Annotated in this window: 19 protein-coding genes, 1 tRNA gene and 1 pseudogene; 6 read left to right on the top strand and 15 right to left on the bottom strand. The window is 71.2% G+C overall.

The window, feature by feature from the left end; all coding sequences use genetic code 11:
- Positions 1–11: 11 nt before the first annotated feature.
- Positions 12–293, bottom strand: a complete 282-nt coding sequence (locus tag IEY86_RS15460; RefSeq protein ID WP_189132260.1) for a hypothetical protein — start codon at positions 291–293, stop codon at positions 12–14.
- Between the two features lie 293 nt (positions 294–586).
- Here IEY86_RS15460 and IEY86_RS15455 point away from each other — a divergent pair, with 293 nt between their 5' ends.
- Both IEY86_RS15455 and IEY86_RS15450 read left to right on the top strand, forming a co-directional pair.
- Entirely contained in the window at positions 587–1,414 is an 828-nt protein-coding gene (locus IEY86_RS15455) for an AfsR/SARP family transcriptional regulator (RefSeq protein ID WP_189132259.1), read from the top strand.
- A gap of 200 nt (positions 1,415–1,614) precedes the next feature.
- Positions 1,615–1,896: an acyl carrier protein gene (locus IEY86_RS15450; RefSeq protein WP_189132258.1), complete on the top strand. Its 282-nt coding sequence runs from the start codon at positions 1,615–1,617 to the stop codon at positions 1,894–1,896.
- A gap of 446 nt (positions 1,897–2,342) precedes the next feature.
- Here the strand turns inward: IEY86_RS15450 and IEY86_RS15445 are convergent.
- The 6 genes and pseudogenes from IEY86_RS15445 to ehuB form a co-directional block, all read right to left on the bottom strand.
- Positions 2,343–2,415: transfer RNA gene (locus IEY86_RS15445), tRNA-Lys, on the bottom strand.
- Between the two features lie 128 nt (positions 2,416–2,543).
- Positions 2,544–3,299: an IclR family transcriptional regulator gene (locus tag IEY86_RS15440; RefSeq protein ID WP_189132257.1), complete on the bottom strand. Its 756-nt coding sequence runs from the start codon at positions 3,297–3,299 to the stop codon at positions 2,544–2,546.
- Positions 3,300–3,560: 261 nt separating this feature from the next.
- A pseudogene (locus tag IEY86_RS15435) lies at positions 3,561–4,102 on the bottom strand (amino acid ABC transporter ATP-binding protein).
- Complete coding sequence (gene ehuD, locus IEY86_RS15430; RefSeq protein WP_189132256.1) at positions 4,092–4,742, bottom strand: ectoine/hydroxyectoine ABC transporter permease subunit EhuD; 651 nt, start codon at positions 4,740–4,742, stop codon at positions 4,092–4,094. The pseudogene IEY86_RS15435 and the gene ehuD overlap by 11 nt, the downstream one beginning before the upstream one ends.
- The gene (ehuC, locus tag IEY86_RS15425) at positions 4,739–5,533 is read right to left on the bottom strand and encodes an ectoine/hydroxyectoine ABC transporter permease subunit EhuC (RefSeq protein ID WP_189132255.1); all 795 of its coding nucleotides are present in this window, start codon (positions 5,531–5,533) and stop codon (positions 4,739–4,741) included. Before ehuC ends, ehuD begins: the two co-directional genes overlap by 4 nt.
- Complete coding sequence (gene ehuB / locus IEY86_RS15420; RefSeq protein WP_189132254.1) at positions 5,530–6,465, bottom strand: ectoine/hydroxyectoine ABC transporter substrate-binding protein EhuB; 936 nt, start codon at positions 6,463–6,465, stop codon at positions 5,530–5,532. Before ehuB ends, ehuC begins: the two co-directional genes overlap by 4 nt.
- A 375-nt stretch (positions 6,466–6,840) precedes the next feature.
- On the opposite strand from ehuB, the gene IEY86_RS15415 reads away from it, so the two are divergent.
- Positions 6,841–8,331: an NAD-dependent succinate-semialdehyde dehydrogenase gene (locus IEY86_RS15415; RefSeq protein ID WP_189132253.1), complete on the top strand. Its 1,491-nt coding sequence runs from the start codon at positions 6,841–6,843 to the stop codon at positions 8,329–8,331.
- 65 nt (positions 8,332–8,396) lie between these two features.
- On the opposite strand, the gene IEY86_RS15410 is transcribed toward IEY86_RS15415, so the two are convergent.
- From IEY86_RS15410 to IEY86_RS15380, 7 genes are all read right to left on the bottom strand, one after another.
- Positions 8,397–10,253: a glycoside hydrolase family 15 protein gene (locus IEY86_RS15410; protein ID WP_189132252.1), complete on the bottom strand. Its 1,857-nt coding sequence runs from the start codon at positions 10,251–10,253 to the stop codon at positions 8,397–8,399.
- 267 nt (positions 10,254–10,520) lie between these two features.
- The gene (locus IEY86_RS15405) at positions 10,521–13,232 is read right to left on the bottom strand and encodes a fumarate reductase/succinate dehydrogenase flavoprotein subunit (RefSeq protein WP_189132251.1); all 2,712 of its coding nucleotides are present in this window, start codon (positions 13,230–13,232) and stop codon (positions 10,521–10,523) included.
- Positions 13,233–13,244: 12 nt separating this feature from the next.
- Entirely contained in the window at positions 13,245–14,051 is an 807-nt protein-coding gene (locus IEY86_RS15400; RefSeq protein ID WP_189132250.1) for an ABC transporter ATP-binding protein, read from the bottom strand.
- Positions 14,048–14,857 (bottom strand): ABC transporter permease, encoded by an 810-nt coding sequence (locus IEY86_RS15395; RefSeq protein ID WP_189132344.1) that lies wholly within the window; start codon positions 14,855–14,857, stop codon positions 14,048–14,050. Before IEY86_RS15395 ends, IEY86_RS15400 begins: the two co-directional genes overlap by 4 nt.
- 29 nt (positions 14,858–14,886) lie before the next feature.
- A complete protein-coding gene (locus IEY86_RS15390) occupies positions 14,887–16,284 on the bottom strand; it encodes an ABC transporter substrate-binding protein (RefSeq protein ID WP_189132249.1) in 1,398 nt (465 codons plus the stop codon).
- Between the two features lie 14 nt (positions 16,285–16,298).
- Complete coding sequence (locus IEY86_RS15385) at positions 16,299–16,526, bottom strand: 4Fe-4S dicluster domain-containing protein (RefSeq protein ID WP_006376935.1); 228 nt, start codon at positions 16,524–16,526, stop codon at positions 16,299–16,301.
- Between the two features lie 111 nt (positions 16,527–16,637).
- Positions 16,638–17,408, bottom strand: coding sequence for a GntR family transcriptional regulator (locus IEY86_RS15380; RefSeq protein WP_189132248.1), 771 nt, complete (start codon positions 17,406–17,408; stop codon positions 16,638–16,640).
- Between the two features lie 223 nt (positions 17,409–17,631).
- On the opposite strand from IEY86_RS15380, the gene IEY86_RS15375 reads away from it, so the two are divergent.
- The 3 genes from IEY86_RS15375 (at position 17,632) to IEY86_RS15365 (ending at position 21,602) form a co-directional block, all read left to right on the top strand.
- Positions 17,632–18,291 (top strand): hypothetical protein, encoded by a 660-nt coding sequence (locus IEY86_RS15375; protein ID WP_189132247.1) that lies wholly within the window; start codon positions 17,632–17,634, stop codon positions 18,289–18,291.
- 158 nt (positions 18,292–18,449) lie between these two features.
- Entirely contained in the window at positions 18,450–19,505 is a 1,056-nt protein-coding gene (locus IEY86_RS15370) for an LLM class flavin-dependent oxidoreductase (RefSeq protein WP_189132246.1), read from the top strand.
- Positions 19,506–19,781: 276 nt separating this feature from the next.
- Positions 19,782–21,602: a glycosyl hydrolase family 18 protein gene (locus IEY86_RS15365; protein ID WP_189132245.1), complete on the top strand. Its 1,821-nt coding sequence runs from the start codon at positions 19,782–19,784 to the stop codon at positions 21,600–21,602.
- A 91-nt stretch (positions 21,603–21,693) separates the two neighbouring features.
- On the opposite strand, the gene IEY86_RS15360 is transcribed toward IEY86_RS15365, so the two are convergent.
- Complete coding sequence (locus IEY86_RS15360) at positions 21,694–23,481, bottom strand: putative bifunctional diguanylate cyclase/phosphodiesterase (protein WP_189132244.1); 1,788 nt, start codon at positions 23,479–23,481, stop codon at positions 21,694–21,696.
- Between the last annotated feature and the right edge of the window lie 238 nt (positions 23,482–23,719).

The following is a 23,719-nucleotide window of genomic DNA, read 5'->3' as shown; positions in this document are numbered from 1 at the left end:
CTTCCGAGAGGTCACTTGGAGCGACCAGCCGAAGGACCGTCGATCAGACCGGAGAGGGACCTCTCCGGGGAGTCGTCCGGCACGTAGCAGGTGCAGCACCCTTTGATCTCCCAGGCGGCGGAGAGCGGGTCCCCGGACCAGCGGTCCAGCTCTTCGATGATCAGATCGGAGATGGCATCGCCCGACGACAGCTGCCCAACCGCGAACGACACGCTGGTCGCCGGCGGGAAGCCGGCGCCGTTCTCGAGCAGAGCAGTGCGACCTGGTCCGGCCACCGTGATCACGTCACTCATCGGATTTCCCCCTAATCACAAGCGCCGCCGGAGCGGCGGCGTCTGTCGAACAGGAGTCTGCTGTGGCTCGAGCCATGGTCACCAGTGGCGACGTCATGGCCACGGGCTGAAATCTTCACGGTGTGTGGCGGACCATGTCAGGCGCACTCTCGTGACGCGCTCACTGGCCTCAGCACTGCCCAGCGTGACATCTTCCATGCACGGTCGGTCAAGTCCGGCCGGTTCGGCGGTGCAGGCCCTCTCGAATCCCTCTGCCGGCGCTGCCGAAAAACCCTAGCCGGGGGACAACGACCATGGAGATCAGAGTTCTTGGACCGCTTACGGCTCAGGAAAACGGAGTATCGATCGTGCCCAGCGCGGGCAAGCCTCGGCAGGTCCTTGCCCTGCTCGCCATCCGCGCCAACGAGGTCATGCCGGTCCTGTCTCTGATGGAGGAGCTGTGGGGTGCCGAGCCACCGCGTAGCGCCCCCACCACGCTGCAGACCTACATCCTCCAACTCCGCCGCAGAATCGCGGACCTGCTCGAAAAGTGCAATCCCGGGAGCGGCCAGCAGGCGAAGGACGTCCTGGTCACCCGCCACGGCGGCTACCTGCTCGACGTCCAGCCGGGCTCGGTGGACGCCCACGAGTTCGACCGGTTGGGCGCCGCCGGAAGCCAGGCGCTCGAGGCCGGGGACGACGAGGCGGCCGTTCGGCTGCTGCGTGAGGCCCAGGACCTGTGGCGGGGGCCCGCCCTCGTCGACGTCCCGGTCGGCTCGCGCCTCGAACTGGAGGTCACCCGGCTCGAGGAGGACCGGCTCGGGGTGCTGGAGCGGCGCATCGGCGCCGAGATGCGCCTCGGCCGCCACCACGAGCTGCTCAGCGAGCTCGCCGTACTGGCCGCGCAGCACCCGCTGCACGAGGACCTCCAGGCGCAGTACATGATCGCGCTCTACCGTTCGGGCCGGCCGTGGCGGGCCCTGGATGTCTACACACGGCTGCGGGACACGCTCGTCGGGGAGCTCGGGCTCGAGCCCTCGCCCCGCCTCCAGCGGCTCCAGCGTGCCGTGCTGGCCTGCGACCCGGCCCTGGACGAGCGCGGTGGGCGCGGAGGCCGGATCCCCGAGCAGTTCGCCGTCTGAACGAGGCCGGACGGGTCGGGACCGGCGCTGAACCGGCCTCGGCCCAGCACCACCTGGTGCGACGGGGGAACACAGAAGACCACTGCCTGCTCCAGGCGCGGTCGATACGGGTTTGAGCCATCCTTGAGCCGACGAACCCAGCATTCGACCCAGCGTCACATTCGCCGGACCTTCCGGGAACCTGTGAGAAGGAGCAGAAGATGGGGACTCCCGAGTCTGTCGGCAGGGAACGCGCGTTTCGCGACTGGCTGATCGACCGGCTGAGCCTGTACTTGCAGCGCAGCAGGAACGATATTGCTGTGAATGTGCCGTTCGCCGAGTACGGACTGGACTCGGTGGCGGCACTCAGCCTTTTCGGGGACATCGAAGACGAGTTCGGCTTCTACCTGGAGCCGACCGTGGCCTGGGACCACCCGACGGTGGCGGCTCTGGCGGCCTTCCTCGCCGAGCAGAGCGACCCGGCCACCGCGGGCAGCCTCTGACCCCTGCGCCCATCCTTCGAGCCGCTGCCGGGCGGCCCGCGCATCCCAGGGTGCGGGGCCGCCCGGCAGCGGCTTTTCCGTATTCGGCGCTTACATGGGGCCCTGATCGGGTGTGCGGCGTTTGAGCCGTTCCCGGCGGCCGCGTGAAGATATCATGGCGTGTGGAGTTCTTTCCTCATGAAACGACCATGAAACGAGCGGGCCCCCGCGAGCGGGCACCCCGCCGGAGGCGTCGACCGGCCCTCGAGCGGGATTGGATCAAGGCATCGAGGAGCGGGTCCTAGGGGCGTTTTCGGGGCCGGACCGGGTGGCCGGATCCTTCGCCGCGCACCCGCCGGAGTCCCTGGGGGAGGTGCCGGGAAGTGCCGGAGTCGTACAGAGGTACGGAACGCAAGCGCGGACACGGCAGAGGCCGCCCCTCCCGAGGGAGGAGCGGCCTCTTCACGTGCGCCGCCAGGGACTCGAACCCCGAACCCGCTGGTTAAGAGCCAGCTGCTCTGCCAGTTGAGCTAGCGGCGCTCGCTGACAGGGGAAATACTACCTGACCATCGGGGGTGCTCCCGACCACGCCCGGGTGGCCGGAGCGGGCCGCACGGCGCCCGGCCCGGCGGGGCCGGGACCGCACGGGCCCTCGAACGCCCGCGAACTCAGATGGCCAGCGACAGCAGCAGCGGGGCCGCCCGCTGGTTCAGCAGTTCCGCCGCCTGCCGCAGCCGGAAGGCCTGGGTGGCGGGCATCGACAGCGCCAGGCAGCCGGCCGCGGCGCCCGCCGTGACGGGCACCGCCGCGCAGACGGTCCCCACGGCGTACTCCTGGAGGTCCAGCATCGGGACGGTGGAGGGGTGGGTGTCCAGCCTGGTCAGCAGGACCTTCTCGTCGGTGATGGTCCGCGAGGTGAGCCGGGCGATCCGGTGGCGCGACAGATGCTCGCGGCGGCTGTCGTGGTCGAGCTGGCCCAGCAGGCACTTGCCCACCGCGCTCGCGTGCCCGGTGGCTCGGAAGTCGACCCACTCGTTGACCTTGGGAGCCTCGGGGCCGTCGGCGTAGTCGACCAGGGTGATCTCGCCGTCGTCGTAGCGGCCGAAGTAGACCGCGGCGCAGACCTCGTCGCGCAGCTCGCCCAGGCTGGAGCGCAGCCGGTCGGCCAGCTCCTGGCGGCGGTTGGACCCGCCGAGGCGGGTCAGGGACTCGCCGACGACGAACCCTCCGCCCGGCAGCCGCCGCACATAGCTCTCCCGCATCAGCATCGCCAGCAGGTGGGCGAGTGTGCCGCTGGGCAGTCCGACCTCCCGCGCCAGCTGGTCCGCCGAAACGCCGTGATCGTGCCGGTCCACGGCTTCCAGCAGGCGCAGCGCGTACTGGACCGCGTAGACAGGCGCCATCTGTCCGTGCTCCAGCGCCACGGTGCCCCCCTCGCAGGTGTGACCGCTTGCATCGCGCCCGTCGCAGCCGGTCACCGCGCCGGAGTACGTCTCAGCGCGGCCCGGTCACTGGGCCGACCACCACCATAGCCCCAACGCGGCCGTGTGGAGAGGGCGTTGGGGCAGGCGATCCAGCGCCGGGGAGGCGGCCGGAAACGCTCCCCGGCGGTGGAGGCTCCGTGAGATTGCCGTGAGGGACCCGTAATGCTTTCGTTGGGAGGCCGTGACGTTGGCGGTGGGAGATCACAGGACGGCGCTCAGGAACTCGCGAGTGCGCTCGTTGTCCGGGTCGGAGAAGATCTTCTCCGGCGAGCCCGACTCGACCACCCGGCCCTCGTCGAACATCAGGACGCGGTCGGAGATGTCCCGGGCGAAGCTCATCTCATGGGTGACGCACAGCATCGTGATGTCGGTGGACCGGGCGATGTCCCGCAGCACGTCCAGCACCCCCGCCACCAGCTCCGGGTCGAGCGCCGAGGTCACCTCGTCGAGCAGGAGCACCCGCGGGCGCATCGCCAGCGCCCGCGCGATGGCGACCCGCTGCTGCTGTCCACGCTGATCGTGCCCTGGTCGGGCCGGATCAGCGTCATCAGCAGCCGCAGGATCGTGGTCTTGCCCGAGCCGGAGGGCCCGATCAGCGTCACATGCCGTCCCGCCGCGACGCTGAAGTCGAGCTCGTCCAGGACGGTGCTGCCGCCGAACCGCTTGACCACCTTGTCGAAGCGGATCAGCTCCTCGGTCGCGCCGGGAGCGTCGGTCGGGTGGGGAGTCGTCTCAGTGGCCAAGGCGTCGCTCCAGGGCTCGCATCAGTAGGGACGTCGGGTACGCGAGAACGATGAAGGCGATGCCGACAACGGTGAACGGCTCGACGTACTGGAAGGTCTGCGCGCCCTGGAGACGGGTGCGCTGGAGCATGTCCAGGACGGTGATGGCCGCCAGCATGGGCGTGTCCTTGAACATGGCGATCACGTAGTTGCCCAGCGCCGGGACGACCCGGCGGACGGCCTGGGGCAGGATCACGGCGATCCAGGTGCGCGAGCGCGGCAGGCTCAGCGCGTGCGCCGCCTCCCACTGCCCCTTCGGCACCCCGTCGATCCCCGCCCGGTACACCTCGGCGGTGTACGTCGAGTAGTGCAGGCCCAGCGCGACCACCCCGGTGGTCAGCGGGGAGAACCGCACACCCCAGGTGGGCAGGACGTAGAAGAGGAAGAACAGCTGCACCAGCAGCGGGGTGTTCCGGACGAACTCCACCAGCACGTTCACCGGCCAGCGCACGAAGCGCGTCGGCGTGCGCTGCAGGAGCGCCCACACCAGGCCGACCGCGAACGAGAGCAGCGACCCGAGCGCGGTGGCCTCCAGGGTCACCACCAGCCCGTCGAGCAGACGCGGCATGAAGTCGCCGACGGCGGACCAGTCCCAGGTCATGGGGCACCTCCTGTCACGCTGCCGGTGGACGGCGCGGCGGCCGCGCCGCCGGCGGAGGGAGCCGACGCCGCCGTGCCGCTCAGGGACGCCGCGGCCGGCCCGGCCGGCTCATGGACGGCGGGATCCGACACCTTCTTCTGCGGGCCCTGGCCGATCCCCGCCTTGGCGCGCCGCTCCAGCAGCCGCATCCCGCGGGTCAGCACGAAGGCGAGCACGAAGTACATGGCCAGGACGATCGAGTAGACCTCGGTGCTCTCGCCCGTGGCGAGGCGCACCAGCTGGGCGCCGAACGCGATGTCGCCGACCCCCATGATCGACACCAGGGCGGTGCCCTTGAGCAGCTCGATCAGCAGGTTGTTGAACGGCGGCAGCATCCCGGGGACGGCCTGCGGCAGCGTGATCAGCCGCATCCGCTGCCACGGGGTGAAGCTGAGCGCGACCCCCGCCTCGCGCTGCGCCGCCGGGACCGCGGCGATGGCGCCGCGGACGATCTCGGCACCGTACGCCCCGTAGGACAGGCCCAGGGCGAGGGTGGCCGCCCACATCGGGACCAACTGCCAGCCCAGGAAGGGCGGCAGGACGAAGAAGAGCCAGAACATCAGCACCAGTGCCGAGGTGCCGCGGAAGACCTCCACGTACACACCGGACAGGAAGCGCACGATCCACAGCCGCGACGTACGGGCCACGCCGGCCGTGAAGGCGACCGCGGCCGCGAGCGCGGCGCTGAAGAGGGTCAGCTGGACCGTGACCCAGGCGCCTTCGAGGAGGAGTTCCCACAGACCGGCCGTCATGACGCGCACAGCCTCTGCGCGGTGAGCCCGGTCATCTCCGTCTTCGTGAAGCCGAAGGGTCCGACGACGCGGAGCAGTTCACCGCTCTTCTTCATCCTGTGCAGCTCCGCGGTGAACGCGTCGCGGAGCCTGGTCTCACCGGGACGGAAGGCGAAGCCCCCGGCGCCGTGCGCGGGCTTGCCGCCGACCTCGGGGAGGAAGGGCTCGGTCATCTCGGCCTTGCGGCTCCTGGTCTGCTCGATCACCTTGCGGACCGTGAGGCTGGTGCCCGCGAAGACATCGGCGCGGCCCTGCTCGACGGCGAGGAGCCCGGCGAGCTGGTCGGGGTAGACGGAGATCTCCCCGCGCGGGATTCCGGCGTCGACCGCGTAGTCGATCTCGGCGTACGCCGCCCCGCTGGCGAACTTGGCCCCCGCCTTCTTCACATCGGCGTAGGTGCGGAGCTTCTTGGGGTTCCCCTTGCGGACGATGAACGCGTCCAACACCTCGTAGTCCGGGTCGGCGAAGAGCACCTGCCGGCAGCGCTCGGGGTTGATGAACATCCCGGCCGAGATCACGTCGAACTGCTGGGAGTTCAGTCCCGGGATCAGCGAGCCGAACTCGGTGGGGACGGGCTGGACACCCGGTACGCCGAGGCGCTTGAAGATGATCCTGGCCAGCTCGGGCGCTTCCCCCGTGAGCTCGCCGTCCTTGTCGATGTAGCCGAACGGGATCTCGCCCGCGATCCCCAGCCGTACCGTTCCCTGCCTGCGCAGACGCTCCAGGAGGTTGCCGCCGTCCTTGGTGTCGGCGGTGGAGACGCGGCTGCACGCGGTGGTCAGGCCGGTCAGGCCGGTGAGGCCGAGCCCGGCGAACGCGCCCGAAAGGAGGAGGGAGCGGCGCCCCGCAGGACGTCTGCCATATCCGTTCTCCCTGTGTATTTCGGAACTCATGCCCCTCCATCGGTCTTACGGCGCCGTCCGGCCCCGATGGACCCGATCCAGCCATGGCCGCGCCGCTACCCGGCTTCACCAGAGGTATTCCTGTGAATTTCTGATACGTGGCGGGACGCGCGTGAGCGGAAGGCCGTGTGCGGGGACCGGCCCGGCCGCCGGCGCCACAGGCGTACCGGCGGTGCACGGGGGTACCCAGCCTCCCGCGCGGAGTCGGCACCGCTGTGTGGAGCCGTCGGCGGCCCGGTCATGGAGCGCGGTCCGGAACCCGGTTCCGGGAGAGCGGCCATGGAACGCCATGGAACACGGTCATGGAACGGTGGGTCGCGGTCGATGTCCATGGAGTGTCCGTGCCGCTCGGGGCAGTGACGTTCCATGGAAGGAAGGCTGAACATCGTGGCCGACGACAAGTACGAGAAAATGGTGATCGACCGGGTACCCAAGGCACTCCTCATCGGAGGCAAATGGGTCCCGGCGGCCGCGGGCGCGGAGTTCGAGGTGGAGGACCCCTCGATCGCCGCACCGCTGTGCTCCGTGCCGGACGCCCGGCGTGAGGACGCCTTCGCCGCCCTCGACGCCGCCACCGCGGCCCAGGGCGACTGGGCGGCCACCCCGCCGAGGGAGCGGGGGGAGATCCTCCGCCGCGCCTTCGAGATCATCATGCGGCGCCAGGACGACCTGGCCGTCCTCATGACGCTGGAGATGGGCAAACCGCTCGCCGAGTCCCTCGGCGAGATCGCGTACGCCGCGGAGTTCTTCCGCTGGTTCTCCGAGACGGCGGTGCGCACCGACGGGACCTGGCAGGTGCCGCCGGACGGCAATGGGCGCATCGTCGTCATGCGCCAGCCGGTCGGTCCGGCCGTGCTCGTCACCCCGTGGAACTTCCCCATGGCGATGGGCACCCGCAAGATCGGCCCGGCCGTCGCCGCGGGCTGCACGATGATCGTCAAGCCCGCCCACCAGACGCCGTTGAGCATGCTCGCGCTGGGCGAGATCCTCGGCGAGGCCGGGCTGCCCGAAGGAGTCCTCAATATCCTGACGACCACCCGCGCCGCCGAGGTCGTCGAGCCGCTGCTGAAGGACGGGCGGGTGCGCAAGGTCTCCTTCACCGGCTCGACGGAGGTCGGCCGCAAGCTCATCGAGCAGAGCGCCGACCAGGTGCTGCGCACCTCCATGGAGCTGGGCGGCAATGCCCCGCTGATCGTCTGCGCCGACGCCGACCTGGACAAGGCGGTGGAAGGGGCGGTCCTGGCCAAGATGCGCAACATCGGCGAGGCCTGCACGGCCGCCAACCGGATGTATGTGCACCGGTCGCTGGCGGAGGAGTTCACCTCGCGGCTGGCCGAGGAACTGGGCTCGATGAAGGTCGGCCGGGGGACCGAGCGGGATGTGAGGGTCGGCCCGCTCATCGACCAGGCGGCGCTGGACAAGGTGGACGAGCTGGTGAAGGACGCGGTCGCGGCGGGAGCGCGCCCGCTGCTCGAGGGCGGGCCGATCGAGCACAGTCCGGGCTACTTCTACGCGCCGACGGTCCTCGCCGACGTTCCGCCGAGTGCCCGGGCGATGAAGGAGGAGATCTTCGGCCCGGCGGCGCCGGTGGCGACGTTCGACGAGGACGACGAGGTCATCGAGTACGCCAACGACACCGTCCACGGCCTGGTCTCCTACGTCTTCACCGAGAACCTGCGCCGGGCGGTCCGCTTCGCCGAGCGCATCGAGTCCGGCATGGTGGGCGTCAACAAGGGCATCGTCTCCACCCCGGCCGCCCCCTTCGGCGGCGTCAAGCACTCCGGCCTCGGCCGCGAGGGCGGGCATGCGGGCGTCGACGAGTACCTGGAGACCAAGTACGTGGCGCTGGACGTGTAGTCACGGGCAGCGCTGTCGACGGCGCCGCCGGGCAACGGGGTGAACCTGCCCGGCGGCGTTGCGCGCTACCCCAGGGCGCGGTCCAGATTGAAGGCGGCGCTGATGAGGGCGAGATGGGTGAAGGCTTGGGGGAAGTTGCCGATCTGCTCGCCCGTGGGGCCGATCTCCTCGGCGTACAGGCCGAGGTGGTTGGCGTAGGTGAGCATCTTCTCGAAGGCCAGCCGGGCCTCGTCCAGCCGCCCGGCGCGGGTCAGCGATTCGACGTACCAGAACGAGCAGATGGAGAAGGTGCCCTCCTCGCCGCGAAGGCCGTCGGGGTGGGCGTGGAGGTCGTAGCGGTAGACCAGCGAGTCGGACACCAGTTCCTGGCCCAGGGCGTCCAGGGTCGAGAGCCACTTGGGATCGGTCGGGGAGACGAACTTCCCCAGCGGCATCATCAGCAGGGAGGCGTCGAGGACGTCGGCGCCCTCGTACTGGACGAACGCCGACCGCTCACGCGACCAGCCGCGGTCCATGATCCGCCGGTAGACCGTGTCGCGGGCCCGGCCCCACCGCGCCATGTCGGCGGGCAGGCCGCGCCGTACGGCCATGCGCATGGCTCGTTCGATCGCCACCCAGCACATCAGGTGCGAATAGATGAAGGGCTTGCGCCCGCCCCGCGTCTCCCAGATCCCCTCGTCGGGCTGGTCCCAGTTCTCGCACACCCAGTCCACGAGACCGCTGACGGTCTCCCAGTTGTCGCTGGACAGCGGCTGCCCCCACTTGTCGTAGAGGTAGAGCGAGTCCAGGAGGGCTCCGTAGATGTCCAGTTGCAGCTGGTAGACCGCGGAATTGCCGACCCGCACCGGTGCCGAGCCCAAGTGCCCCTCGAGGTGGCCCAGTTCCCGCTCGGGCAGGTCGCGTCGGCCGTCTATGCCGTACATGATCTGCAACGGCCCGCTCGGGCCGTGCCCTTCGAGCTGGACGCGGTCGGACAGGAAGTGCATGAAGGACTCCGCCTCCTGAGTGAACCCCAGCCGCAGCAGCGCGTAAACGCAGAACGCGGCGTCCCGGATCCACACATAGCGGTAGTCCCAGTTGCGCTCCCCGCCGATCTGCTCCGGCAGACTCGTCGTCGGCGCGGCCACGATCGCCCCGGTCGGGGCGTAGGTGAGGAGTTTGAGGGTGAGCGCCGAGCGGTGCACCATCTCGCGCCACCGCCCGCGGTAGCGCGACGCCGCGAGCCAGCGGCGCCAGAAGCGGACCGTGGCATTGAGCTCGTCGTGCGCCTCGCGCTGCGGGCAGGACCGCGGGAAGACGTCGTCGTCGAGCCGGTCGAGGGCGAACACGGCGGACTCGCCCTCGGAGAGTTTGAAGCGCGACCACGCGTCCCGGTCGTCGCACTCGAACGGCGTGCTCGAGATCAGGGCCAGGGACAGCGACGGCGACTCGAAGACCACCTGGCCGGGCTCGACGTGCACGATGTGCGGCTGTGTGCCGTACTCGAACCGCGGGGCCACCCTGGCCCGGAAGGGCAGCGTGCCCCGCACGCACACGACCCGGCGGATCAGCCGGTGCCGGTCGGCCTCGACGGCGTGCCGGGCGTCCCCGTGCTCGACGATCGGCATGAAGTCCTGGACCTCACCCACCCCGTCCTCCGCGAAGAAGCGGGTGATCAGGACATTGGTGTCGGGGAAGTAGAACTGCTTCGTCCGGCAGGGCAGGTCGGCGGCCAGCTGGAACGATCCGCCCCGGTCGGCGTCGAGGACCGACGCGAAGACGCTGGGCGCGTCGAAGCGCCCGGGGCAGTACCAGTCGATCGTGCCGTCGGTGCCCACCAGGGCGGTGCTGCGCAGGTCGCCGATCAGCCCATGCTCGGCGATGGGCAGATACCGCTGCTCGCCCCTGCCCGGGCGCTCCGTCACATAGGCCTCAGAGGTCACATCGGCCTCCCTGCTTTCGCGGTTCGCCGGTACTCCACTGCTCCGTCGGCGTTCCCTTGCCAGCGTCTCACGCCCCGCCCATATCCCGCGCGTTCATCCGGGGGCGCAGGAGTCGATCCCCCCGGGCCAGGACCCCGCGCGGGTGGACACGGGTGATCCTTTCCCCGGCGCTCCGCGGTGGTTCCGGGTGCCTCCCGGATCGCCGAGTGCCCCGCACCGCGTCGCGGGCGTCGACCCGCCGAGCGCGCCGGACATACCGGGGGCCGTTCAGCCGCGTCTGGCGTAGCCGCGGACGTCCGCGTCGCTGTCCTCGGCCGCGGCGGTCAGTGCCTCACGCACCTGCGGCAGGGCCGAGTGGGGCAGCAGCGACTGAACGGCCGCCTTGCGCACATCGGCATGGGGATCGGTGAGCGCCGACCGCAGCGCCGGGACGGCGAGGTCGGGGGCAGCGGCGGACAGGGCGGTGGCGGCCGCCTTGCGCACCTGCCAGGCCGGGTCGTCCAGCGCGGCGAGAGCCGCGCCGTCCAGCGGGGGCGGGCAGCCGACGGGTGCCGCCGACTCCAGGGCCGCGGCGCGCACCAGCGGGTCCTCGTCGGTGAGCAGGCCCTTGAGCGCCGGGACCACGTGCTCCGGGGGCGCCGCCACACTCCCCAGTCCCTTGGCGGCGGCGACGCGCACCTCGCGTGAGGCATCGGCGGCGGCCCTGGACAGCGGCGCCACCGCGTCCACGGAGACCAGCGCCCGCACCGTCTGCACCCGCACCTCCAGATCCGGGTCGGCCAGCGTGCTCGCGAACAGCTCGGTCCCGCCCAGCCGAAGCGCCCGCAGCACCTCCAGCGCCGCCGCGCGGACCTGGGCGTCGGGGGAGGCGAGGGCCGCCACCAGCGGTTCACGCAACGCCGGTTCGGCCGGGAGGACTTCGACCAGTTCCCTCAAGGACGCGGCCGCCGCCTCCCGTACGGCCCGGTCCTCGTCCGCCAGGGCGAGGGCCAGTGCCGGTCCGGTGCCCTCGGGGACCGTCTCGGTGAGGGCGTCGACGGCCGCACGGCGCACGGCGGGGTCGCGGTCCCCGAGGTAGGGGGAGAGCCGGTTCAGATCGGGGGACTCCTCGGCCACGGCCAGGAGTTCGAGGATGCGGGGAGAAGCCGGCACCGAGGGACCGGCCGAGCGGACCGGGGCAGCGGCGCTGCCCACCGGCGCGGCGTCCCGGGGCCCGGCGGTGGCGACCGGCTCGGGGTGGACCTCCCCGATGACGTCGATGTCCCCGCCCGTTGGTGCGAAGCCCTCCACCGGGACCAGATAGGGAGCCACCGGCCGGGTGAGGAACTCCATCGCTCCCGAAGGGGACTTGCGCACATTGAGATGGGCCAGCCAGGCCCGGTCATCACGCCGAGGGTGGTCGGTCCGCTCGTGGTACAGCCCCCAGCGGCTCTCCGTGCGGGCGAGCGAGGAGCGGGCGGCGAGCTCCGCGCAGTCGCGGATGAACGTCACCTCGGCGCAGCGCATCAGCTCGTGCGGGGTGGTCGCGCCCATCGCCTCGATCTCGGTGCGCATCCGCTCGAACGACTCGACGGCCAGCGAGAGCCGGGCGCCGCTCTTGGGCGGAGCGACGTAGTCGTTCACGAAGCGCCGAAGCTTGTACTCCACTTGGGGCTGCGGAGGGCCGTCGGGGTTGCGCAGCGGCCGGTAGACCAGATCGTGCGCGGCGGCGATCTGGTCGGCGGGCAGCGCGCCGGGCGCCCGGCCCCGCAGGGTGGCGGCGTCCGCTCCGGCGAGGTCGCCGAAGACGAAGGCGCCGATCATGTAGTTGTGCGGCACGCAGGCCAGGTCACCGGCCGCGTACAGCCCCGGAACGGTGGTCCTGGCGTGCTCGTCCACCCAGACCCCCGACGCCGAATGCCCACCGCACAGCCCGATCTCCGAGATGTGCATCTCCACGTCGTGGGTGCGGTAGTCGTGCCCGCGTCCGGCGTGGAAGGTGCCGCGGGTCGGCCGCTCGGTGGAGTGCAGGATGCCCTCGAGGGCGGCCACCGACTCCTCCGGCAGATGGCTGAGCTTGAGGTACACCGGGCCGCGCTCCGAGGCGACCTCGGCCGCGAACTCCGCCATCATCTGCCCGGACCAGTAGTCCGAGTCGACGAAGCGCTCGCCGTGCCGGTTGACCTGGTACCCGCCGAAGGGATTCGCGACGTAGGCGCACGCGGGCCCGTTGTAGTCCTTGATCAAGGGGTTGATCTGGAAGCACTCGATCCCGCTGAGCTCCGCCCCCGCGTGGTACGCCATGGCGTAGCCGTCACCGGCGTTGGTGGGGTTCTCGTACGTGCCGTAGAGGTAGCCGCTCGCCGGCAGGCCGAGGCGCCCGCAGGCACCCGTCGCCAGGATCACCGCCGAGGCGCAGACGGTGACGAAGCCGCCCGTGCGGGTGTTGAAGCCTGCCGCCCCCACCGCCCGGCCGTCGCCGGAGGTGAGCACCCGCACCGGCATCACCCGGTTCTCGACGCGGATCAGCTCCCGCATCTCACGGCGCCTCAACTGCCGGTACAGGACCTTCTTCACGTCCTTGCCCTCGGGCATCGGCAGCACGTACTTGCCGGAGCGGTGCACCTGGCGCACGGCGTACTCGCCGTGCTCGTCCTTCTCGAACTTGACGCCGTACCGCTCCAGCCGCTTCACCATCGCGAAGCCCAGCGTCGCGGTCTGACGGACCGTCCGCTGGTCCACGATGCCGTCGTTGGCGCGGGTGATCTCGGCGACGTAGTCCTCCGGGGTGGCCCGGCCCGGCACGACGGCGTTGTTCACGCCGTCCATGCCCATGGCCAGGGCGCCCGAGTGCCGGACGTGCGCCTTCTCCAACAGCAGCACGGAGGCGCCGTGCTCGGCGGCGGTCAGCGCCGCCATGGTCCCGGCGGTGCCTCCGCCGATGACGAGGACGTCGCAGGCCAGTTCCTCGGTGTCGCCGAGCGGGGGGATGGTCGTCACGGGGGTGGCCTTTCAGGAACCGAGGGGGCCGAGGGATTCGAGGATTTCGCGGCGCAGCGCGGCGGTCTCCGGCTCGTTGTGCGCGGCACGGTCCCGCGGACGGGGCACATCGAGCAGGCACACCGGCCCGCGCGAAGTGCCTAGCAGGGCCAGCCGGTCGCCGAGGAAGACCGCCTCGTCCACGTCGTGCGTGACGAAGACGACCGTGGCACGGGTGTCGCGCAGCACATCCACCAGCAACTGCTGCATTCCGGCTCGGGTCTGGGCGTCGAGCGCGCCGAACGGCTCGTCCATCAGCACCGCTCTCGGTGACCCGGCCAGGGCGCGGGCGAGCTGCACCCGCTGCCGCTGTCCTCCGGAGACCCGGTGCGGCAGCCGGTTCTCACGGCCGCCGAGGCCGACCCTGGCCAGCCACTCCTCGGCGGTCCGGCGGCGCCGGGCCCGCTCCGTCCCGCGGATGGCGAGAGGCAGTTCGACATTGGACCGCAGGCTGCGCCAGGGCAGCAGGGCGTCCTCCTGGAAGACCAGCGCGCGGTCCGCGTCCGGCCGGGTGATGGGGCGGCCGTCCTCGGTGACGCTGCCGCCGAGCGGCGGCAGGAGCCCGGCGAGGGTGCGCAGCAGCGTCGATTTGCCGCAGCCGGACGGGCCGACGACGGTGAGGAGTTCACCGGGCGCCACATCCAGGTCGAGTGCTTCGAGGACGGGTGCGCCCGGACGGCCGAGCTCGGCGCCGTCGAGGCGCAGCCCGAGTCCGGGAGGGGCTTCGACGGCCCGCTCGGGCGCGGTGACGGTGGTGCCTTCGACGGCGGGTGAGCTCATCGGGATGCCCTCCGGTCGGTGCGGGGCAGCCAGCGGGTGACGCGGCGGCCGGCGAATTCCACCGCGGCGGAGGTGATCCAGCCGAGCACGCCGATCGTGGCCATCCCGACCAGCACCCCGGGGTAGTCGACGATCGTGTAGTCCTGCCAGGTGCGGTAGCCGACGCCGTACTCGCCGGAGATCATCTCGGCGGAGATCACACAGATCCACGAGACGCCGATCCCCACGGAGAGCCCGCCGAGGATGCCGGGCAGCGCCCCCGGCAGCACGACCTGGGCCAGGACCCGCCACCGCCCGCCGCCCATGGTGAGCACCGCCTCCTCCCACACGGGGGTCAGCGCCCCCACCGCGTGCCGGGTGCTGACCAGGACGGGGAAGAACGCGGCGGCGAAGGTGATGAACACGATCCCCTGCTCATTGCTGGGGAAGAGCAGGATGGCCACGGGCACCAGCGCGATGGCGGGGATCGGCCGAAGCACCTCCAGCACCGGACCGAGGATGTCCGCGGCGACCGTCGACCTGGCGATCCCGATGCCGGTGGCGACGCCCAGGACGGCGGCGAGGGCGAAGCCGGTGAGGATACGGCGCAGGCTGTCGGCGAGGTCCTGCCAGTACAGGCCGTCGCCGATGCGCTGCCCGAACTCGCGCCCCACCTCGGCCACGGTCGGCAGTTGGTCGAAGTGCACCCACAGCCGTACATCGAGGCCGGTCAGCACCTGCCACAGCCCCAGCGCGGCCAGGAGGGAGGCGGCGCGCAGGGCGTACCGGCCCCAGGGGCGGCGGTGGGCGCTCGTTGCTTCGGGCACCGCGGGGGCCGCGGTCGTCGCCGTCGCCGTCACCGTTTCGCCTCCTTCAGCGCGGCCTGGTAGGAGACCGTCCTCGAGCCCGGATGCCGGGCGGCCCACTTCGCCGCGCCGTCCGGTGTGGTGAACGGGCGCAGATGTCCGGCGTCCAGGACCCAGGTGGACTTGTCCGCGAACCAGCGGTTGCCCGTGGCCGCGTCCGGCACATAGGCGGCGGCCACCCGGTGGTCGGCCAGGTACCGCAGCAGGGAGTCGGGCGTGGCGAACGGGACGGAGCCCTTGCCGGTCAGTGCCTCGCTCGCGGTGGCCGGGTCGTTGACGTCCGTGTGGGTGAGCGGGTCGGTGCCGCTGACCGGGGCGGGGTTGGCGGTGGAGTCGAGCGCCTTGGCGTAGCCGCTGCCGAAGGCCCGTTTGATGAAGCTGTCGTCCACGAAGCCGTCCACGTCGACGGGACCGATGAGCTTCGCCGAACGCAGCACCGGCACATCCTTCTTGAGCGCCGAGACGAGTCGGGGCTTGAGTGTGGGGTCGAAGCTGGCCACACCGCCGGCCCCGTTGTAGAGGTAGACGACCTCCGGCGGAAGGCCGGTCGCGGTGGCCACCCGCCGTGCCGCCTCCAGCGGGTGGTGGTGCAGATAGCCGCCCGCCGCGATCTGGGCCTTGAGGAACGCCTCGACGACCTCTCGCCGCTGGTCGCCGAACCTCTCACGCACGGTGACCCCGTGGAACGTGGGCAGATCGAGCGCGGCTCCGTCGTACAGCGGTTTCGCCCTGCCCTGGAAGACCAGCAGGCCCGGCCACGCCACGAACTGCGAGAGGGCGTCGGCGCCACCGGACTGGAGGGCGGAGGCCCCCACGGCGGGCTGCTGGTTGAGCTTGCGGATGTCCTTGCCGGCGTCGATGCCCGCGCGCTGGAGGGCGCGGATGAGGGTGCCGTCGGCGGCCGAGCCCACGCTCGTGGACACCCTCTTGCCCCGGAGGTCGCTCAGCGAGCGCAGGGGCGAGTCCGGCCTGGTGACAATGGTGTTGAGGCCGCCGCGCAGGTTGTAGCCGGTCACCGAGACCAGCCGGGTGGGCGCCTTCATCTGCTTTCCCCTGGCGGCGTTGATCAGCAGCGGGAAGTCGCCCATCGACCCGATGTCCACCTTCCCCGCCATCATCTGGGCGGTGATGGGGGCACCGGTGGCGTAGTCCTGCCACTTCACCTTGTACGTCCGGCCCTCCCGGCGGCCGAGCTCCCCCAACTCCCGCTCGAAGTACCCGAGCGAGCGCAGCAGGGTGCCCGCGGTGACGGTGTTGATCGTCTTGGACTGGTAGCCGACGGTGACGGTGACCGTCCCGTCGTCCTGCGCCCCGGCGTCGCCGCCGCACCCGGCGAGGGGGAGGAGGAGGGCGGCGGCGGCCGCCGCGGCGAGGTGCTTGCGCGTCATCGGACTGGGACCTCTCATCGGAGCAGGTAGGGCATGTTGACGGTGACGGCGCCCGTGGGGCAGCGGGCGGCACAGGGGCCGCAGTACCAGCACTCGTCGACGTGCATGTACGCCTTGCTGGTGTCGGGGTCGATGGCGAGGGAGTCCAGCGGGCACATGTCCACGCAGAGCGTGCAGCCGTCGATGCACTTGGACTCGTCGATGGTCACGGGAACGTCGGCGCGTTGGGGCACCAGCGGCATGGGTGTCTCCAGACATCCGGGCAGCGCGGATCGGCATGGGGGCGCGGTGGACCGGGGCGCGGACCGGGGCGCAGACCGGTCGAGGGGCGACCCGGGGACGGGCAGGGACGGTCAGACGGACCGGTGCAGCAGCCCGCGCATGGTGATGCGGTCGCCGCGGAACCGGATGAACTCCAGGTCCACCGGCCGCCCGTCGGACAGATGGGTCAGCCGCTCCAGCATGAGCACGGCGGCCCCGCGCGGGGCCTGGAGGACGGCCGCGGAGTGCGCGTCGGCGTTGACGGCTTCCAAGGTGATCTCGGCGGTTCCCAGCGGCTGGCCGGTGATCTCCTCGAGCAGCCGGAAGACGTCGGTGTTCTCCAGGTCGGCCCCGAGCAGGTCGATGCCGATGTCCATCGGGATGTAGGTCAGATCCAGGGAGAGCGGCAGCGCGTCAAGACTGCGCAGCCGCTCGATACAGAGCACGTCGTCGCGGGGGGCGACCCCCAGCCGCTCGGCCACGGGCGAGGGGGCGGCAACGGGGCCCATGGAGCGGACCTCGTTGGTCACCTGCCCGTGCTGGTGCAGGGTCTCGGCCAGGCCCATCAGCCGGTCGAGCCCGTGCGGGTACTTCTGGCCCACGACGACCGTGCCCACCCCGGGCAGGCGCTCGACGAGCTGTTCGGCGCGGAGCAGGTCGAGTGCCTGCCGGACGGTGTTGCGGGAGACCCCGTACTCCGTGCCGATCCTGTCCTCGTGGGGCAGCACCCCGCCGGGAAACCCCTGGGCGAGCACCTGCCCCCGCAGCAGGTCGGCGAGCCGGCGCGCCCCGTCCGCCCGCAGCATCCGCCGCCGCGCGGCCGCGACGGGCGCGGTGTGCTCGCGGCTTCGCTCGGCGGGCATCGGGGCTCCAGGGGCTCGGTTTCGGTCACATGGACCATACCGAGCAGTGCGGGGCAGTGGTGTTGCCGCAGTGTTGCGCCACCTGCGCGGGGTGCGCGGTCCGGGTGACCTGGGGCTTCACCGTCGCGAGCACAAGATCTGCCACCTCGGGGCGGGAACCGCGAAGGGGCCCGCGCCCGTCCACACTCACCGACAGAGCACAGTGGCGGGGGAGGAACGGGCGATGGCGGCTTCCAGGCGAAGGGCGGGGCTCGGGGCCGCGGCGGCGGCCCTGGCGGTGGTCGCCCTGGCGGGATGCTGGGGCACCGGTGGCGACGGCGGCGGCGAGGGCGGCGGCGGACAGGACCCCGAGCCGGACGGCAGCGCCACGCCGAACGCGTACCAGGCGGTCGACACCCCGCAGATGGCGTTCCGCTTCAAGGTGACACCCGCGGAGCGGCTGAGCTTCACCCCCGCGCCGAGCCCGTCCGCGGCCCGGCAGTGCAACGGCGGCGCGGACCAGAGCGCGACGCTGGAGCGCGGCAAGGACCGCATCGCCTCGTTCCAGGTCTTCGCCAAGTCCTGCGAGCCGACCCGCGACAACGACAAACCGGGCAACGGCTACCACGGTGTCTACCGCTCCCCCGAAGACATCCCCGCCGACCTGCGCGGCAGCGCGGAAAGGGTCCCCACGGCCATCGGCTCGGCCCTGGTCTTCGACCAGCGCTACTACGAATGCACCAACTCCTGCCGCACCTGGACCGAGCCAGTGGCGGTCATCGACCTGACCCACCCGGCCGACGCGTCGCACCCCGCCCTGGTGGTGATCTCCCCCCAGGGCAGGCTGGGGCACGCCGAACTGGCGGCCCTGATCAAGGACCGCTTCGCCGCCCCGGGCCGGTGAGCCGCGCCTCACCGGGGGAAACGAGCCGCGCACCCGCGGGGGATACGAGCCGCGCCCCCGCGGGGAATATGCGGAGGGTTTGTCCGGTTGGAAGTCCTTGATCGGGTCCTCGTCCGGCTCGACGTCCCGCCGGAGCAACCGCCCGAAGGAGTGCGCGCGTGACCAGCCCCTTGAACTCTCCCGTACCGCTGTCCGTACTGGATCTGGCAACGGTCGGGACCGGGCACACCGCCTCCGAGGCGCTGGCCACCAGCACCGAGCTGGCGCGCCGGGCGGAGGAGTGGGGGTTCCACCGGTACTGGGTGGCGGAGCACCACTCCATGCCGGGGGTCGCCAGCGCTTCGCCCGCCGTCCTTCTCGCCCATCTCGCCGCCGCCACCAGCACCATCCGGCTCGGCTCCGGCGGAGTCATGCTCCCCAACCACGCCCCGCTCGTGATCGCCGAGCAGTTCGGCCTGCTCGAAGCGCTGCACCCCGGCCGCATCGATCTGGGCCTCGGCCGCGCCCCCGGCACCGACCAGGCGACCGCCCGTGCGCTGCGCCGCAGCGCCGAGGCCCTCTCCGTGGACGACTTCCCCCAGCAGCTCGCCGAGCTGATCCGCTTCCTCGACGACTCCTTCCCCGAAGGCCACCCCTACGCCCGCATCCACGCCATCCCCGGCCCGGTGCAGGGAAAGGTGCCCGGCGGAGTGCAGTCGGCCTCCCGGCCTCCCGTCTGGCTGCTCGGCTCCAGCGGCTACAGCGCCCGGCTCGCGGGTGCGCTCGGGCTGCCGTTCTCGTTCGCCCACCACTTCTCCCCGGCCAACACCCTTCCCGCGCTGGAGATCTACCGCGAGTCCTTCCGGCCCTCTGAGGTCCTGGACAAGCCCTACGCGATGGTCGCCGCCGGTGTGATCGCGGCCGACACCGAGAAGGAGGCGCGCAGTTCCGCCCGTGCCGGGGCGCTGGCGATGCTGCGCCTGAGGACCGGCCGCCCGGGCCTGTTCCCCTCGCCGGAGGAGGCGGACGGCTACCCGTTCAACGAGCTCGAGCGCGAGTTCGTCGACAGCTGGCTGTCGAATGTGATCCACGGCGACCGCGACAAGGTCCGCCAGGGGCTCGACGACCTGCGGGCGCTCACGGACGCCGACGAGTTGATGCTGACGTCCAATGTGCACGGCCGCGAGCGCCGACTGCGGTCCTACGAGATCGTCGCGCAGGCCCACCGGAGTTGAGAAGGCCTGCGGCAGGGGTTAAATACGGGTTTCGCGATCGGCTGTGGTTCCTCCCCGCGAGGGCCTGCGGGCCTGCCTTAAGGCATCCCTAAAACTGCTTGCTGCCCGGGGTGTTGAGCGGTCGGCGAGCTGTCGGCACGTCTCTGACGACGGCGTTTCCCCATAGATTGGTCTAGCCCTAGGTCTAGTCCAAACCATTGACGAGCCGGTGGCCGCGGGGATACATCTTTGCCAATCCTCGCCCCGTCTCCCCCCCCCATCATCGGAGGCTCCGCCGTGCATTTCCGCAAAAGACCCGTCGTGGCGCTCGCCGCGACCGCCGCCCTGGTCGGAGGTTCGCTGGCCGCGCTCCTCGGCCTCGGGTCCGCCCAGGCCGCCGACACAACTGCCACGGCCGCCGCGGCGGCGAGCAGCGGGGGCGTGAAGATCGCTTACTACGACCAGTGGAGCGTCTACGGCAACGCGTTCTACCCCAAGCACCTCGCCACCCGGGGCATAGCGGGCAAGCTCGACATCCTCAACTACTCGTTCGGCAACATCCACCCGACCAACCTCACATGTTTCGAGGCCACCAAGGCCACCTCGGGCAATGAGAGCGACCCCAACGCGGGAGACGGCGGCGGCGACGCCTTCGCCGACTACCAGAAGTCGTTCGGCGCAGCGGACAGCGTGGACGGCGTCGCCGACAAGTGGGACCAGCCGATCGCGGGTGCGTTCAACCAGCTCAAGAAGCTCAAGGCCAAGTACCCCAAGCTGAAGATCAATATCTCGATCGGCGGCTGGACGTACTCCAAGTACTTCTCCGACGCGGCCAAGACCGACGCCAGCAGGCAGAAGCTCGTCAGCTCCTGCATCGACCAGTACATCAAGGGCAACCTGCCCGTCGACGGCGGCTTCGGCGGACCGGGCTCGGGCGCCGGGATCTTCGACGGCATCGACATCGACTGGGAGTACCCGGGCTCGCCCAACGGCCACACCGGCAACCACTACAGCGCCGACGACAAGCACAACTTCACCCTGCTGCTCGCCGAGTTCCGCAAGCAGCTCGACGCCTACGGCGCCGCCAACGGCGGAAAGAAGATGCTGCTGACGGCGGCGCTCCCGGCCGGCCAGGACAAGATCAACAAGATCGAGACCGACAAGCTCGGCCAGTACCTCGACTACGCCAACCTCATGACGTACGACATGCACGGCGCCTGGGACTCGACCGGACCGGTCTACCACCAGTCCCCGCTCCACCAGTCGCCTTCGGACCCGACGAAGCCCATCGAGCCGGGGGCGAAGAAGTACAGCATCGACGCCGCCGTCAACGCCTGGACCGATGGCGACAGCGAGTACGGCATCGCGGGCGGCTTCCCCGCCGACAAGCTGACGCTCGGCTACGAGCTGTACTACCGCGGCTGGACGGGAGTGCCCAACGGCGGCAAGAACGGCCTGGGCCAGTCGGCCACCGGCCCGGCCTCGGCCCGCCCGACCAGCCAGCAGGCCGGCATCGCGTACTACAAGGAACTCGGCGGCATCGTCGACAACCCCTCGACCACGTACTGGGACGACGCGGCGAAGTCCGCCTACTTCTACAACGGCAATGAGTTCTGGACCGGGCTCGACGCCAAGACCATCCAGGCACGCGCCGACTACGCGCACTGCAAGGGCCTCGGCGGCGCGATGATGTACTCGCTGCTCGACCTGGACGAGAACGCCACGCTGCTGAACAAGATCAGCGACGCGGTCGGCGGGGGCGCCCCGAGCAGCTGCGGCGGGGGCTCGACCACCGGCGGCTCGACCTCGACCGGTACGACCGGGTCCACGACCTCGGGCACCACGGGCTCGACGACCTCGGGCACCACGGGCTCGACGACCTCCGGCACCACCGGCTCGACGACCTCCGGCACCACCGGCTCCACGACCGCGGGCACGACCGGCTCGACCACCGGTGGCTCCTGCTCGGTGGCGGCCTGGGACCGGACCAAGGTCTATGTCGGCGGTGACCAGGTCTCCCACAACGGCAAGAAGTGGAAGGCCAAGTGGTGGACGCTGAACGAGGAGCCCGGCACCACCGGCGAGTGGGGCGTCTGGCAGGACCTCGGCGCCTGCTGACCGGGCGAACGCGCTCGACGGGCGGACCGGGCAAGGCCCGCTGACGGCGCGGCAGGCGGATACGAGTGGGGCCGGGGAGCGATCCCCGGCCCTACGCGTTGTTGTGCACCGCCCGCAGCGGTGCCCCGCTCAGGATCGAGTCGATGAGCTCCGGCGGCCCCGGCCGCGAGTAGAACCAGCCCTGGGCGGTGTCGCACCCGATCGCGTGCAGCCGCCGCGCCTGTGCCTCGCTCTCCACGCACTCCGCCGTCACCGTCAGCCCCAGCTCATGGGCGAGCTGCACCAGCGCGGTCACGATCGTCTCGTCCGCCGGGTTCGGGTGGGGCTGCGCGCCGAAGCCGCGGACGAACGAGCCGTCGAGCTTGAGCCCGCGCACGGGCAGCCGGCTCAGATACGCCAGGTTGGAGTAGCCGGTGCCGAAGTCGTCGATGGCGATGTGCACCCCCATCTCGGACAGCGCGTGCAGCGCCTGGAGCGGCCGCCCGGCCGAGCCCATCACCGCGCTCTCGGTCAGCTCCAGCTGGAGGAGTTCGGGGGCGAGCCCGGTCTCGGCCAGGATCGCGGCGACGTCGGCCACGAGATCGGAGTCCCAGACCTGGCGCACGGCGACATTGACGCTGACGAAGGGCGCGACCCTGCTGGGGTGGGCCAGCTGCCAGATGCGGGCCTGGCGGCAGGACTCGGCGAGCACCCAGCGGCCGAGCTGCACGATGGCGCCGTTCTCCTCGGCCAGCCCGATGAACCGGTTCGGCGCGAGCGTGCCCAGCTCCGGGTGGCGCCAGCGCACCAGCGCCTCCGCTCCCCGCAGGGCGCCGTCGCGGATGCCCACCAGCGGCTGGTACTCGATCACGAACTCGCCGCGCTCCACCGCCGGGCGCAGCGTGCTCGACAGCGCCTGACGGGTCATCCGGTGCGCGTTGCGCTCGGGGTCGAACAGTGTCCACCGCGCCTTGCCGTCGGTCTTGGCCCAGTACAGCGTGGTGTCGGCGGCCTGCATGAGACCGGTGGGCGTGGTCCCGGAGACGGGACGCTCGACGACGCCGACGCTCGCCGAGACCGCGAGGCGCTGCCCCTCGATGTCGAACGGGAGGTCGAGGGCGCCCAGGATGGCGTCGGCGACCGCCGTGGCATGGGCGGTTCCTCGGGAGCCCTCGATGAGCACGGCGAACTCGTCCCCGCCCAGGCGCGCCACCAGATGTCCCGCGGGCTCCGCCCACATCGCCAGGCGCTCGGCCACGGCGGACAGCAGCCGGTCGCCGATGCGGTGCCCCAGGGTGTCGTTGACCGCCTTGAAGCCGTCGACGTCCAGGTAGCACAGGCCGATGCGGCTTCCGGACGCTCCCTCGCCCAGCGCGCTGGAGAGCCGTTCGAAGAACAGCTCCCGGTTGGGAAGCCGGGTCAGCGGGTCGTGCATCCGCAGATGGCGCAGCCGCTGCTGGAGTTCGCGCTGCCCGGTGATGTCCTCGGCGGTCAGCAGCGACCAGCGCGCCGCGCCGCCGGCCTCGCGAATGGGGGTCAGGGTCACTCTCGCCCAGACCGTGTGGCCGTCGCGGTGCTTGAACCTGCGGGTGTAGCGGACGCGGTCGCGCTCGCCCCGCATCAGCTCGCGGTAGGCCCTTCCGGAGCGGGCGTCGTCGTGCGTGAGCGGCTCCAGTCCCTCGCCGAACGCGCGCAGGGCGCCGTTGGGCTCGCGGATGTGCCCCTCGGGGTCGACCAGGCCGACGGCGATCCCGGCGGCGGCCAGGGCGTCCCGAAGATGGCTGGCGGACACACCCTTGCAGGACTCGTTACGTTCCGTGACGGACGCGGGGACGGATGCCTGGTGGCGGCTCGCACCGCCCGGACTGCCGTCCGGCCTGCCCACAGCTCGCTCCCGCATGCCAATGTCTCGCCGTCGTCCGGGTACCGCACTGGAAATGTGGCGATCATAGAGGCTGGCTCTCGGCCCGTTCCAGCGTCGTCCATGGTGATTCACGGCACCACACTCGACCGAAGGACATACGAGTACGACTACTGACCGTAGTCACCCCATCCTCTTGTCGGGTTGCCGTACAGGCTGAACAGGTCACTCCGGCGATCGATCAGCCTGCGCCCGGACAGCGCAGCAAAACGGGCAA

The sequence above is a fragment of the Wenjunlia tyrosinilytica genome, from assembly GCF_014646055.1.
Classification (GTDB): Bacteria; Actinomycetota; Actinomycetes; order Streptomycetales; family Streptomycetaceae; genus Wenjunlia; species Wenjunlia tyrosinilytica.
Note: the sequence above shows the minus strand (reverse complement) of the source record. Positions and strands in the feature narration are given on the sequence as shown.